General features: G+C 57.1%; 12 protein-coding genes and 1 tRNA gene. 4 read left to right on the top strand and 9 right to left on the bottom strand.

The genetic code is table 11. The features are described 5' to 3' along the window. Positions 1 to 2 precede the first annotated feature (2 nt). Positions 3 to 1,079: a bifunctional DNA-binding transcriptional regulator/O6-methylguanine-DNA methyltransferase Ada gene (gene ada / locus ERD84_RS00950; RefSeq protein ID WP_130038846.1), complete on the bottom strand. Its 1,077-nt coding sequence runs from the start codon at positions 1,077 to 1,079 to the stop codon at positions 3 to 5. A 109-nt stretch (positions 1,080 to 1,188) separates the two neighbouring features. After that, entirely contained in the window at positions 1,189 to 2,595 is a 1,407-nt protein-coding gene (locus ERD84_RS00945; RefSeq protein WP_130037376.1) for a GntP family permease, read from the bottom strand. A gap of 135 nt (positions 2,596 to 2,730) precedes the next feature. Between ERD84_RS00945 and ERD84_RS00940 the strand changes: the two genes are divergently transcribed. From ERD84_RS00940 to ERD84_RS00930, 3 genes are all read left to right on the top strand, one after another. Further along, entirely contained in the window at positions 2,731 to 3,498 is a 768-nt protein-coding gene (locus ERD84_RS00940) for an IclR family transcriptional regulator (RefSeq protein ID WP_130037374.1), read from the top strand. Positions 3,499 to 3,570: 72 nt separating this feature from the next. After that, positions 3,571 to 3,981 carry a hypothetical protein gene (locus ERD84_RS00935; protein ID WP_130037372.1) on the top strand — a complete coding sequence of 137 codons (411 nt, stop codon included), beginning with the start codon at positions 3,571 to 3,573 and terminating at the stop codon, positions 3,979 to 3,981. A 79-nt stretch (positions 3,982 to 4,060) separates the two neighbouring features. Next, entirely contained in the window at positions 4,061 to 4,981 is a 921-nt protein-coding gene (locus ERD84_RS00930) for a DUF808 domain-containing protein (RefSeq protein WP_130037370.1), read from the top strand. On the opposite strand, the gene ERD84_RS00925 is transcribed toward ERD84_RS00930, so the two are convergent. Further along, positions 4,968 to 5,891: an alpha/beta fold hydrolase gene (locus ERD84_RS00925; protein WP_245150586.1), complete on the bottom strand. Its 924-nt coding sequence runs from the start codon at positions 5,889 to 5,891 to the stop codon at positions 4,968 to 4,970. The genes ERD84_RS00930 and ERD84_RS00925 overlap by 14 nt on opposite strands. A gap of 47 nt (positions 5,892 to 5,938) precedes the next feature. Then, complete coding sequence (locus ERD84_RS00920; RefSeq protein ID WP_130037366.1) at positions 5,939 to 6,928, bottom strand: Bug family tripartite tricarboxylate transporter substrate binding protein; 990 nt, start codon at positions 6,926 to 6,928, stop codon at positions 5,939 to 5,941. Between the two features lie 121 nt (positions 6,929 to 7,049). Here ERD84_RS00920 and ERD84_RS00915 point away from each other — a divergent pair, with 121 nt between their 5' ends. Then, complete coding sequence (locus ERD84_RS00915) at positions 7,050 to 8,009, top strand: LysR family transcriptional regulator (protein WP_130037364.1); 960 nt, start codon at positions 7,050 to 7,052, stop codon at positions 8,007 to 8,009. Here ERD84_RS00915 and selD read toward each other — a convergent pair. The 5 genes from selD to fdhE all read right to left on the bottom strand — a co-directional run bounded on the left by selD (position 7,999) and on the right by fdhE (position 13,496). Then, positions 7,999 to 9,063: a selenide, water dikinase SelD gene (gene selD / locus ERD84_RS00910; protein ID WP_130037362.1), complete on the bottom strand. Its 1,065-nt coding sequence runs from the start codon at positions 9,061 to 9,063 to the stop codon at positions 7,999 to 8,001. The two genes, ERD84_RS00915 and selD, sit on opposite strands and share 11 nt — an antisense overlap. A gap of 19 nt (positions 9,064 to 9,082) precedes the next feature. Further along, a tRNA-Sec gene (locus ERD84_RS15905) sits at positions 9,083 to 9,178 on the bottom strand. 9 nt (positions 9,179 to 9,187) lie between these two features. Next, positions 9,188 to 11,116: a selenocysteine-specific translation elongation factor gene (selB, locus tag ERD84_RS00905; protein WP_130037360.1), complete on the bottom strand. Its 1,929-nt coding sequence runs from the start codon at positions 11,114 to 11,116 to the stop codon at positions 9,188 to 9,190. Beyond that, positions 11,113 to 12,561 carry an L-seryl-tRNA(Sec) selenium transferase gene (selA, locus tag ERD84_RS00900; protein WP_130037358.1) on the bottom strand — a complete coding sequence of 483 codons (1,449 nt, stop codon included), beginning with the start codon at positions 12,559 to 12,561 and terminating at the stop codon, positions 11,113 to 11,115. The genes selB and selA overlap by 4 nt, the downstream gene beginning before the upstream one ends. Next, the gene (gene fdhE, locus ERD84_RS00895) at positions 12,558 to 13,496 is read right to left on the bottom strand and encodes a formate dehydrogenase accessory protein FdhE (RefSeq protein ID WP_130037356.1); all 939 of its coding nucleotides are present in this window, start codon (positions 13,494 to 13,496) and stop codon (positions 12,558 to 12,560) included. Before fdhE ends, selA begins: the two co-directional genes overlap by 4 nt. Between the last annotated feature and the right edge of the window lie 44 nt (positions 13,497 to 13,540).

Here is a 13,540-nt window from a genome sequence, read left to right as displayed (position 1 = left end):
TTTCAGTTTTTGGATTCTCGCTTCAGTAGCTCGCGCTTGCGCTCTGCGCCCCAGCGATAGCCCGAGATCTCGCCGTCGCGCCGCAGCACGCGATGGCAAGGAATGGCCACAGCTATGCAGTTGGCGCCGCAAGCAGTACCTACTGCTCTGACGGCATTGGGCTTACCTATGCGTTCTGCAAGCTCACTATAGCTTACTGTGTCGCCCGGAGGAATTTCCTGCAACGCTTGCCAGACCCGCTGCTGAAATGCCGTACCGCGCACATCCAACGGCAAGTTCAGGCCCAGTGCGGGTGTTTCGATAAAGCCAACAACTTGAGCGATCAGTTGCTCGAAATGGGCATCGCCGCCCAGCAACTGCGCTTTGGGAAATTGATCTTGCAGGTCGCGCACCAGTGCGTCTGGGTCGTCGCCTAGCAAGATGGCGCAGATGCCGCGCTGGCTTTGGGCGACCAGAATGGCGCCCAGTGAGCACTGGCCAACGGCAAACCGGATGGCGGCGCCGGCTCCGCCTGCACGGTAGTCGCGGGCTGGCATGCCCAGCAATTGATCGGATGTTTCATAAAAGCGGCTGCTGGAGTTGAAGCCCGCCTGGTAGATAGCCTTGGTTACCGAGGCTCCGCTTGCATTGAGTTCCTGGCGCAATCTGCTGGCACGGTCCGCAGAGATATAGGCTTTGGGCGTCAAGCCTGTTTCGGCTTTGAACAGTCGATGGAAATGGAAGGGACTCAAGCCAGCCTTGGCCGCAAGTTGCGCCAGGCTGGGTGGCGTTTCAGAAGTCTGGATCAGGCGGCACGCCTGTTCGACCATTTTGCTGCGCGCGGCAGAGACGCGGGTTTGGTCGCCCTTGATGCGGCGATTGGCTCGATAGCCCGCTTTTTCAGCCGCTTCGGCGGAGCTGAAAAATTCTACGTTCTCGCGCTTGGGCAGACGTGCCGACGAACTGGGTCGGCAATACACGCCGGTAGTGCGGACGGCGTAGACAAAATGTGTGTCGGCGTTGTGATCGCGCGTCTGTACGGCTTGCCAGCGGGCATCGTCGGTGGCATAGGTATCAACAGAGGTAAGAGCCGGATTCATGATGGACACCCTGGAAAACTTGAACATGTTTCCAGAGTAATCCTATACCAAAACGGAATAAATCCGGTTCTTGCGCTTGAATTCCCGCTTTTTGATGCCGGAACGGAATTTAAAAGCTGCCGAACATCGTGCCCAGTGCGATGACTGAAATCAGTGCGATCAGCGGTATGGCCATGGTGACGGCGGCGATGTTCAGATAAGACTGCTTATGAGTCAGTTTGCAGATGGCCAACAAAGTGATAATGGCGCCGCAATGGGGCAGGGTGTCGAATCCGCCGGCTGCCATTACGGCAACACGGTGCATCAGTTCGGGGCTGATACCGGCTTCTTGTGCCATGCGCAGATAGTCTGAGCCCAAGGTTTGCAAAGCAATACTCAGACCGCCCGACGATGAACCCGTGATACCGGCCAGTACGTTCATGGCGACGGCTTGCGAGATCAGGGGGTTGCTGGGCGCCACGTTCAATACGGCATCGCGAATAATGGCAAAACCAGCCAGACCAGCGATAACCGCACCATACCCGACTTCAGAGGCAGTATTGAACAGTGGCAGCATGAATCCGAACACGCCTTTGTTTATCGTTTCCTTAAGATTGCTCCAGTGGCCCAGGCGCGATATGACCAAGATTGCACAAGCAACAACCAAGGCTACGATCAGGGACCATAGTCCTGTCATCTTTGCCGGGGACACGCTGGGAAATTTTTCTGTCAGGAAAGAGAGGTCTATATTGGGGAAAATGAAATAGGTAAACAGACCGTTGACGCCTATGACCAGGATGAGTGGCAAGATTGCCAGAACCAGCGGCATATGCGACATGGCGCTATTGTTTTCGTCCGGTTGCGCACCAAGTATTTTCGCCTCGGTATGCTGGCCATAGCCCTCGCCTTTCAAACGAGCTGCAGCTGCCCGCGAGCGTAGCCACCATAGTCCGCCACCCAGCATTATGGCTGAAGCAATAATCCCCAGTCCAGGGGCCGCGAAGACATTGGTGCCGTAGTAGGGGATAGGAATGGCGTTCTGGATGGCTGGCGTGCCGGGCAGGGCCGTCATGGTGAAGGTGAACGAACCGAGGGCGATCGACGCGGGAACCAGACGCTTGGGAATGTCTGCCGTGCGGAACAAGTCTATGGCGATGGGATAAATGGCAAAGGCCACCACGAAAAGTGATACACCACCATAAGTCAGAACGCTGCAGGCCAGCACGACCGTTAAGATGGCATGCTCGTCGCCCAGACGATCAACTATCCATCGGGAAATGCTGTGCGCAGCGCCCGAGTCAGCCATTAATTGTCCGAATAGTGCGCCCAGCAGAAAGATGGGCAAGAACTGCAGTACATAGCCGCTCAGCGCCGACATAAAGGTTTCGGTATAGATGGGCAGAAAAAAAGCGATATCTCCCGAGAGCAATACCGCCAATGCGGCCATCAGTGGTGCCAGCAGCAGTACCGTAATACCCCGATAGGCCAGGTACATCAATAAAACAAGAGAAACAACAATGGCGAGCGTGCTTGTCATACGGTGAGCTTTATCCTTGAGAGAATGAACTGAGCCCGTCCGAAGACGGGCCCAGCACTATATATCCTAAGTATTACTATATAATATTAGGTATTATAAATTAATAATAAATATTTTATTTTCACAGGAGGAGCCGTGAGCACCAATGCACTGTATGTTGGATCCGTAGGCAAAGCCTTTCAGGTACTCAACTGTTTCAAGGGGACGCCCGGTGATTTGAGTTTGACTGAAATCATGGCGCGTAGCGGCTTGGACAAAAGCGCGGCGCAGCGTTACACGTATACGCTACAGGTGGAAGGCTATCTCGAACAGCATCCCGCTACGCGACGTTATCGGCTAGGCAAGCGTGTGCTGGACCTTACTTTTCATTTCCTGCGCACTCACGAATTGGTTGAGGCTTTGAACCCCATCATGCTTGATTTGTCGAAAGCCACGGGAGAAAAGATCAGCCTGTCGCTGCACGATGGCAATGAGCTGGTGCATGTGGTGCGGCATCAAACCAAAGACCAGCACTACCATGCTGCGCTGGTAGGACGTCGAATCCCCTTATATTGCACTGCTGGTGGACGTGCGTACTTATCGCAACTTGACGAGGCCGGCCAAGAAGCCTTTTTTTTGTCAACAGAACTGTTTGCCCATACCACCAAGACACTGACATCCGTCGATGCGATCAAGGCTGAGTTGCGCAAGGCTCGCGAGAATGGCTATGCGCAAGCAGTCGATGAGTTCATCATGGGCGAGACTGGCCTGGGGGCGGCCGTCGTCAATGAATGTGGTGTGCCTTATGGTGCCTTGCATATTTCCGGCTCCTCATATGAATGGTCGGCACAGTCCTACGCTGAAAAATTCGCGCCTTTCCTGCTTAAAGCCGTTCGGCAATTCCAGCAGCGCAACGTGTATTGACGTTCTAGAGGTGCCGCAAAGTGCAGGCATCGTAGAATAGCTTTATCCGAAATCAGAAAACCGACCTGAACCATGCCATCTTTGCGCACGGCGTGTCCGCCGGGCACCTGCATCTGCGAACGAGAGCAACTGTTGTCCAGCCCCGATAACGACATGCGGGTATTGTTGCTGACTCGAGAAGAGGAAAAAAAGCTGATTCGGCGGCTGGAGTGTCTTGCCAGCCTGGCCGACCTACGTCACATGCAAGCCTTGATTTATAAGCAGCTGGGCGTTGTGGTGGACGTGACTGCCAGCTCCGGCGAGGTGCGTACAGTTATGGGGCTGCATATCGAACTGCGCGAAAAACCGGGGCTATGCCGCAAAGTCAGGGCATCGATTCCCGCAGCAATCAGGCGAGGGCTGGCAGCCAACGAGCGCATAGTCTATGAGCTGCTCGACGAAGGCGGACTGTTTGGCTCAGGCTTGAGCGGCATGCACGAGTAAAGTGCCATGTGTAAAACCCTTCGCGCTATTTGCCGGCTCGCATTACCATAGCGATGTCGAAAACAGACTAGGGGATGGTATGGCAGGTGCCAGTTTATTAGCCTTGCTTGATGATATAGCCAGCGTGCTGGACGACGTCGCTTTGCTGACCAAGGCGGCCAGCAAGAAAACAGCGGGCGTGCTGGGCGATGATATTGCCTTGAACGCACAACAAGTCAGCGGTGTGGTGGCCAAGCGCGAGCTACCCGTGGTGTGGGCGGTTGCCAAGGGCTCCTTCCTGAACAAGCTCATTCTCGTACCGTTGGCCCTGGCTATCAGTGCATTTTTACCAGCAGCCATTACACCCTTGCTGATGCTGGGGGGTATATACCTATGTTATGAAGGCGTAGAGAAAATTCTCCACAGTGTGTTTCACTCGCAAGATCGCGCCCATCTTGACGCTGCCAATCTGGCCGTCGACGCCTCTACTGCCGCAGTCACACCCGAGCAGCAAAAGATAAAGGGCGCCATAAAAACAGACTTCATCTTATCTGCCGAGATTATTGCTATCACGCTGGGCACGGTGGCTATGGCTTCTTTTTCTACGCAGGTGGTTGTGGTATCGGTTATTGCCATTGTCATGACCATAGGCGTGTATGGCTTTGTGGCTTGTGTCGTCAAGCTGGACGACGCGGGGTTATACCTGAGTCAGCGTGAAAGCGTCGTATTGAACGCCCTCGGACGCGGTATCTTGATCTTGGCGCCGTATCTGATGAAGGGTCTTTCTATTGTTGGTACGCTGGCCATGTTTCTGGTCGGAGGCGGGATATTGGCGCATGGCTTGCCAGGCTTTGAGTCATGGCTGCACAAGCTGATGTCGGCCACAAGCACTTGGCCTGATTTCATCGAGGGAGTCTTTACGGTGGCCGGCCCTGCTTTGGCTAATGCCGTGCTGGGTGTGGTCGCTGGCTTGCTTGCCGTTGGGCTGGTCTGGGTGGTGCAACGTTTCAGACGCCACTAGCATGACTCAGCCAGTCGTTGACCCGGCATGCTATATCGTCGCTGTTGGTATCCATCATCAGCACATGGGAGTTACCGTGTATGCCCAGCTCTTCCAGGTGAAGAATCTGTACGCTGGGGTGTTGTTGTGCAAAGCTGGAAATTTTCTGGCTTAATCGTTGCCAGCGTTTGTCGTCGGCCATATTGCCGCCCATGACGACCAAAGTGGGCGTGTTGTAGGCGTCTGGAGCCAGCGATGCGATGCCCGCTGGCTCGATGGCCACCAGGGCTCTGATCAGGTCGCCAGCTTGAGCGGCCAGCATCATGGCCAGCGGACCCGCTTGCGAATGGCAGATGATGGTCGATCGGCCAATACGCTTCAGCAGTATATGGAAAGCCTCGATCATAGCTGTGTTGGTGTGTGTCCAGCGCGGGACCATCTGCAAGCAGAAGGTATCAAAGCTCTCCAGCGGGAAGCGGGTATCGGGATAGGCGCTGCGCCGGGCGGGGTCAGTATGGTAGCTGCCCGGGCGGTCGCCAATCCGAAAACGTGTATGTATGTCGTCCACCGTCTGAACGACGGGCCCCTCTGGCCAGATGTCCGGGTGGGGAGCGAAGCCTGAGCGCCCACGTTCCACTGCATCGCACACATAGACGTCCCAGCCCTGCCGGACAAAATAATTGGCCCAGCCCTCACGTCCGTCGGGTGTGGTTTCCCAGGTTGCACCCGTCATGCCCCCACCGTGCCAGAATACTAATGGGCCCTTGCCATTGGAATGCTGGGGCAGGAAGTATTGCACGTACATCTGCTCAATCAGATAGCTGCCGTTGGGATTGATGCTGACGGGTTCGCCGCCTTCGCTCATGGTACGGACGTAAGGCGGACGGCCTTCAAGCAGTACACGACGGCCGCTTACATGAAAGGAACCCATTGCACGCAAGCATAGCGGCGCATTTGTCCGAGTGTCGGGCATGGGCCTTATTCAACCGTGATGTTGTTTTCCTTGATCAGTTGGGCGATGGTGGCCGTTTCCTGATCAAGAAAGGCTGTCAGCTCGTCGGGCGAGCCACCCGCCAGGTTGACACCAAGACGGTCCAAGCGTTCTTGCACTTCAGGAGCCTTGAACGCCTCGTTGAATGCAGTATTCAGCTTGTTGATGGCATTTGTAGGTGTCCCCGCAGGTGCGAGCAGACCGAACCAGGGGTTCACGATCATGTTGGGGTAGCCAGATTCCGCAAAAGTGGGTACGTCAGGAATGGCGGCGGCACGCTCTTTGCTGGCCACGGCAATGGCAATCAAACGTCCCTCCTTGATGCTCGCAAGTGATGCGGGCAGATTGTCGAAATACATGTCGACCTGTCCACCAAGCAAGTCGCCGGCTACTTGCCCGGCACCCTTGTAGGGAATGTGGGCAATATCAACCGTGGCTTCACGTTTCAATAACTCCAGGGCAAGATGCGCCGAGCCGCCTACGCCGGAAGAGGCGGCGTTCAGCTTGTTGGGGTTTGCTTTGGCATAGTCGATGAATTGAGCGACGTTCTTTGCGGGCACCTGAGGATTCACCACCAGCACACTGGGAACGGTTCCAACCATCATGACCGCCTTGAAGTCATTGGAAATACTATATGGAGCGGGCTTGTACAAGGACGGTGCCACGGCGCAGCTGTAGGCGCACATGACCAAAGTGTATCCGTCCGGTTTGCTGCGGGAGACGTATTTCACCCCAATATTTCCGCCGGCCCCGCCCTTGTTTTCGACCACGATAGTTTGGCCTAGACTGGTGCTGGCTTTTTCGGCCAGTACGCGCGCAATGATATCGGGCGTTCCGCCGGCGGGGAAGGGGACGACTATTGTTACTGGTCTTGTGGGAAATGAGTCTGCGGCTTGTGCTGGCGCAAGCAAGGCTGCGCTTGTGCTGATTGCCGCAACCAGAGTCCAGCCATAGCGTTTAAGAGTAGGAAATGTCATGTTTTGTCTCCGTGCAGGTCTATTCGTGCGATTCATTCTAGCCACGCCTGTTATATTTAAATAATGATTTGTTTTTATATAATTCATATCAATAAAGATATGTATAAAAGAGAGCGTTGTCATGTCGCATGACCCAGACCCAACGTTTTCCCTGCTGCGCCGGGTCAGCATGCCGCTGCTGCTTTGCTTCGACTCTCTGATGCGTACGCGCAGCGTCACCGTGACGGCGCAGCATCTGAATAAAAGTCAGCCGGCCATCAGTCGTGATCTCGCGCGCCTGCGCCTGCTGCTGAAAGATCCCGTCTTTGTGGTGATCCGGAAAAAGCTTGTTCCGACCGAACGCGCGCTGTCACTGCATGCGCAAGTGCACGCGGCGCTTGCCGAGCTGGAGCATGTCTTGAGCGCAGGTCAGCCATTTTCGCCTGCAGAGCTTTCCGGTGTCGTCAATATAGGCGCCGCCGCCCATATCGAGCTCTTGCTTGCCGCACCGCTCACGACGAGACTGCAAGCATTGGCGCCCGGACTTATGCTGCGGTTTCAGCCCGTGCATGGTGACTTCTCGCCTGATGATCTGGATTCGGGAAGGATGGATTTGGCTATTGGCCTTTTTTCAGGGCTGCCCGCACGTTATCCCAGTCAGGTGTTATTCAAAGATGAGAGGGTGGCTGTAATGTCGTCCAGGCATCCTCTTGCTCATCTGGAGCGTCTTGCCCTGAAAGACTTGCACCGTGTGAAGTGGCTGGCCTTCTCACACATGCATGGCAAGACAACCAATTTTGATAGGGCGCTGGAGGGTAGTGGCTATGCCATGCACTTTAATGCCTATGTATCGAGCTTTGGTATGGCGCCGTATTTCTTGATGGAAACCGAGTACGGCACGACCATGCCCAGGGTCATTGCAGAAAAACATCTGCAATACTTTGATCTGAAGCTGATCCGTCTGCCGGCGGCCTTGCGGGAGTTGAGCATGGTGATGGTCTGGAGTGTCCAGAACGATAGTGCCCGGCTGAATCAATGGCTTAGACAGACCATTACCGGGTTGGTGACAGAACTGCTTCCGGGCCAATTGCCTAAAGCGTGACTCGTACAGTGGGGTCGCCGGCCGTCAGTTCACCCACCACGGCCGCCTGAGCAAAGCCTTCGGAGCGGAAGATATCAAGCACTTGTGCGACGGCATCTGGTGCGCATGCAACCAACAGGCCACCTGAGGTTTGCGGGTCGCACAGTAAAGCACGCATGGTCTCATTTACCTGTGGTGCCAGGGTAATGGCGTCGCCGTACGATGCCCAGTTACGGCCTGATGCGCCCGTGATGGCACCTTGCGCGGCCAGCTCAGGCACGCCGGTCAGCCAAGGCAGGTCGGTGTGGTGCAGCGTTGCCGTCAAGCCTGAAGCACGGGCGACTTCCAGGGTGTGGCCCAGCAGGCCGAAGCCCGTGACGTCGGTAATGGCGTGTACGCCATTCAGTCCGCTCAGGATGGCACCCGGCCTATTCAATTTGGTGGTGCTGTCTATCATGGCACGATAGCCGTCTGCATCCAGGATGTCTTTCTTGAGGGCGGCCGATAAGATGCCAACGCCTAGCGCCTTGCCCAGGATCAGCATATCACCGGCCTGTGCATCGCCGTTGCGCTTGATGTGGTCTGGGTGTGCCAGGCCCATGGCCGCCAGGCCGTATATGGGCTCTACCGAATCTATGGAGTGTCCCCCCGCAATGGGTATGCCAGCCTGAGCGCAAATGGCCGCGCCACCTTCGAGTATGCCGGCAATATCGGACTTGGGCAGTACGCTGATGGGCATGCCGACCAGGGCCAGCGCCATGATGGGTGAACCGCCCATGGCATAGATGTCAGACAGGGCATTGGCCGCAGCGATGCGCCCAAAGTCGTAAGGATCATCGACGATGGGCATGAAGAAATCAGTGGTGGCGATCAGGGCCTGCTGGTCGTTCAGTCGGTAGACCGCGGCGTCGTCGGAGGTTTCGTTGCCGACCATGAGGGCGGCATAAGGCTGGCCTGCCGGGATGCCTGCCAGCAGCTCTGACAGTACTCCGGGTGCAATCTTGCAGCCGCAGCCGCCTCCGTGGGAAAGCGAGGTCAGGCGTGGCCTGTCTTGTACAGATACCGTGTCTTTCATTTTTGAGCTCCTGCGATCTTGGCGGAAAGCAGCAGGAGTCGAACCTACCTGGGAACGTCTGACGTCCCCAACTGGGTTTGAAGCCCAGCCATGCCACCGGACACGAATGCCTTCCTGTAGGTCGCTATGATAGCTGGTGCCAGAAGTCTGCGCCATTCTTGCGCAAAACATGGTGGTCGCGTAAGCGCCGTGTGTAGCCGGCGCGGTCAAAAAATTCCAGTATTTGTATGGCGCGCTTACGTCCAAGGCCCGTTTTGTCCCGGAACTGAGCCGCATTCACACCCTCGTTACCGCCCATGGCAGTGATCAAGCCGGCCAACTGAATGATTTGTTCGCGATGGTAGAACAGGTCGCGTACCACTTGATAGACATCACCGCGCCGCAACAGCTTGAGCAGGGTTTGTCGCACAGACTGTTCGTCTTCGTTGAGCTGGACGGCCAGGTCGCGCACCCATGGTGGATCAAAACGGCCTGCATGAAGCAAGGGCAACAAGTGTCCGGCCAGCTCGATCTCTTTGGCCGTCAGGCCGACGGCATGCTCCGGAAGATGCAGCCAGGGTCCGTTGCGTGCCAGCTGATTGGTGCTGGTCAGATGTTCGCTTAGGGCCAGCCACATGGCTTCAGGCAGTGTCGGCCAGGCCATGCGACGCAAGCGTGCCGCGTCGATACCAGGTTCGTCCGGCCAGTGCTTATGGAAAGACGCGATGGTTTGTAGCGTCTGGCTGATGAGCGCATTCCAGTGTGATTGCAGGATCAGGCTGCGGGTAGACTGGCCGCCCCGGGCCGAAATCCATAAGGTGCCTGCAGGCAAGGGTTTTTCATCCGGATTGCGGCGTGTCAGGCGCAAGACATGATACTCGTCCAGTCCCCAGGGTGCTTGCTGTAGCAGGCCCGGCAGGCCTGCTCCGGCATGATGGTTTGATACGGCTTGCAACCAGGCCAGGCGCTCGGGTGAGCGACGCTTGCGTTGAGGGGCATTGGGATCCAGTACCACACCCCCGCCTATTGTGTGCCTGGCCTGTGCGTCGCGCACGAGATAGCGATCTCCGGGCATGGCACATATAGCCTGGTCGAAGACCAGCTGTATCCATCCTGTTTCACCGGCGGCCAGTGCTGCACAGGACAAAGGCACGGCATGTGCCAGAAAGTGCGAGGCGCCCAGATGTATGTGCAGGGGGCTCCAGGCGCGTACTGCACTGCTGCTGTCCGGCAGCAGGCTTAATTCGACGTCGATATTGCGCGATGGCACAAAGCAGCGCGCATCGGCTATCCAGTCGCCCCGCGTAATGGCGCTCTTGTCGATGCCGCCCAGATTCAAGGCGCAGCGCTGGCCGGCCCGTGCTTCTTGCGAAGCCTGGTTCTGCGCATGAATGCTGCGCACGCGCAGTTTTTGTCCGGCAGGCATTAGGCGTATATCCAATGTATCATCATCGAGAGCTAATACACCATCATGAACAGTACCTGTCACAACTGTGCCCTGGCCTTTAAGCGTGAATACTCTATCGACGGCCAGGCGAAATAACCCCGCTGCGTTGCGTGCCGCCACAGTCTGGGCCATGGCGTGCAGATGCGTCCGCAGTTCATGCAAGCCTGCGTCGTCGTCGGTGGTGGCACTAACAAAAAACACCGCGGCATTTTGCAGGAATGTGTCTTTGGTTAATTGGACGACGGCTTCTTGCACGTCGTGCAGCCTGGCTTCATCGACACGATCAGCCTTGGTGATCGCAATGGCACCACGGCTTATGCCCAATATGGAAAGAATGGCAAGATGCTCCAGCGTCTGAGGCATGATGCCATCGTCGGCAGCCACCACCAGCAGGCCAAAGTCGATACCGCTTGCTCCTGCCGCCATGGTGTGTATCAGGCGTTCGTGACCAGGTACATCGATAAACCCCAGTACATCATCATTGGGTAATGGGGTATAGGCGTATCCCAGTTCAATGGAAATGCCACGCGCTTTTTCTTCTTTGAGCCTGTCGGTGTCTACCCCGGTCAGGGCGCGTACCAATGTCGTTTTGCCGTGGTCGATGTGGCCAGCTGTGCCGACGATCATGCAGTAAGCTCTGGCAGCTGTTGAATAAAGGCCGGTTCGTCGCTTTCTTCCAGGCAACGCAGGTCCATCCAGAGAGCATCCTGCACGATGCGGCCGATGATGGGGCGCGGCAGTTGCCTCAGCATGCTTTCCAGTTTTTGCAGGGCCCGCCCAGAGCGGCCCGCACCGACATGGCGCACGATCAGGCCGTGACTGGGCAGTTGATCTACCGGCAAGGCGCCGCTACCTATCTGGCTGAACATGGGCATGGCCTGTACTTCGTAGTCTGGCGCCACCACCTGTTGCAATACCTGTTGCAGGCGCTCGGCCTGTTGGCGTATGTGGGCGGCAGGTCGGGTCAGCAAGCGTAGTGTGGTGAGTCTTTCGGGTAGCAGTTCGGGTGCGCGATACAAGGCAAGGACGGGTTCCAGTGCGGCCAGGGTCAGCTTGCCCACGCGGAGTGCGCGCTTCAAAGGGTTCTTCTTGATCTTGCGTATCAGGTCGGCGCGGCCCACAATCAGTCCGGCCTGGGGGCCACCCAGCAACTTATCGCCGCTGAAGGTGACAATGTCTGCGCCAGCTTCTATGGTTGCACGGACCGTGTCTTCTTGGGGGAGGCCCCACTGGGTCAGGTCCACCAGCGTACCGCTGCCCAGATCCACCGCAGCGGGCAGGCCGTGGCGATGAGCGATCTCGGCCACCTGGGCTATGTCTACGCTGCGTGTGAAACCCGTTATTGCGTAGTTGCTGCAATGAACTTTCATCAGCAAGGCAGTGCGCGGCCCCAACGCATTTTCGTAGTCAGCCGGATGACTGCGGTTCGTGGTGCCGATCTCGACCAGACGTGCGCCGGCGCGTTGCATGATATCGGGAATGCGGAATGCCCCACCAATTTCGACCAGCTCGCCGCGCGACACCACGACTTCGCGCCGGTTGGCCAGTGCATTGAGCATTAGCAATACGGCAGCCGCATTATTGTTAACGACCGTTGCCGCTTCGGCGCCGGTCAGTTCGCACAGCAGGTCTTCGATCAAGTCATCGCGATCGCCGCGGCGGCCCGAACTTAGATCAAACTCAAGATTGGCGGGTGCAGTCAAAGCCTGTATTACGGCTTGTACTGCTTGGTCGGGCAGCAGGGCGCGACCCAGGTTGGTATGCAATACGGTGCCAGTCAGGTTGTAGACAGTACGCAGCCGGGGCTGATCCTGGGCCGCAAGCTGTGCCTGAGCCTGGCTCAATAGAGTGGCGGGCTCGAGTGCTGCAGTGGAAAGCGAGCCAGACAGTACCTGGGCTCGCGCCTGATCCAGGGTCTGTCGCAATATGGCAGTGAGTCGGCTGCGACCAACCTCGCCCGCCAGGGTTTGTCCGGACGCCGAGCTCAGTAAACGCTCTAAAGAGGGAATGTCGGCAGCTTTTGCCGTCGGGGTTGCTGCTTTGGACGCTTCAACGGGCTGCGATGCCGTCATGATTCAACCTGTGCATGCTGCCAGAGCAATGGGTTGCCACTGGCGCGCGAGTAGCCTGCATCACCCATTAGCATGTCGAGGGTGAGGCTGGCGAGATCGTCGGCTATTGCATCCACGCCCAGGACTTTTTCCTGGTAGAAGATTTTTCGATAGGTATGGCAATGGTCGCAAGATTCAGCCTTGATGCCTTCTGGTCCGCCTTCGATGGCGTGATAGGCGATCTGTTTGGTGTTTTCGCAATGCGAGCAGGTGACGCGCACCAAGTGCCATTCGGCAGAACACAGCGAACAGCACAGGTAGCGGCAGGCATCGGCCTGGCCACCCACATGCACGATGCTGGCCACTGGCAGGCTGCCGCAGAGCGGACATACGCCATGTGGCGTTACCACGGGCAGAGCGCTTTCTTGAAAATCGGCGGCGAGACCGGTCCAGTACACCTGCAAGGCCGCCATGATGAAGGGGGCGGTCGCTGCGTCTACGTCTTCTTCGCGTTCGGCCAGTAAGGCGTCGGCTTGGGCTTCGATGGCAGCAGGGTCGTCATTGAGACGCTGTTTCAGCGCTTGTGCGATCTCGAGTGCTTGAGGCGGCAGGTTAGTCAGACCCGACATGTGTTCGAGCAGACCGGCGAGCAAGTCGCGCCAGCCGGGGTCGCGTTCCCAGCCTGTTGCCTGCAAGGGCGGCATGCCGTGCGCCTGTGCCAGGTCGATGCGTTCGCTGCCGGGACCAGGCATATGGCTATGCTTCAGCGCTTTGCCCTGGCCGTCGGCCAAGTCGGCCATCAGTAGCAGATAGGTGGAAAGAGGGTGGTTTGGTGCCAATTGCCGCAGGCGCGCGGCACGGTCGGCGAAAACGGAGGCCCGCACAGGCTGTCGCAGGCGTGGAATGGTTGTATGGTCGAGGCTTTCGATTTCGCCACGAGGAAGAATTCGCTGCAAAGCAGTTACTCCTGAAAAAACATGGCTGCCCCATGCGGTGAACG

Origin of the sequence: Pollutimonas harenae (assembly GCF_004153685.1) — a bacterium.
GTDB classification, from domain to species: Bacteria; Pseudomonadota; Gammaproteobacteria; order Burkholderiales; family Burkholderiaceae_B; genus Pusillimonas_C; species Pusillimonas_C harenae.
Note: the sequence above shows the minus strand (reverse complement) of the source record. Positions and strands in the feature narration are given on the sequence as shown.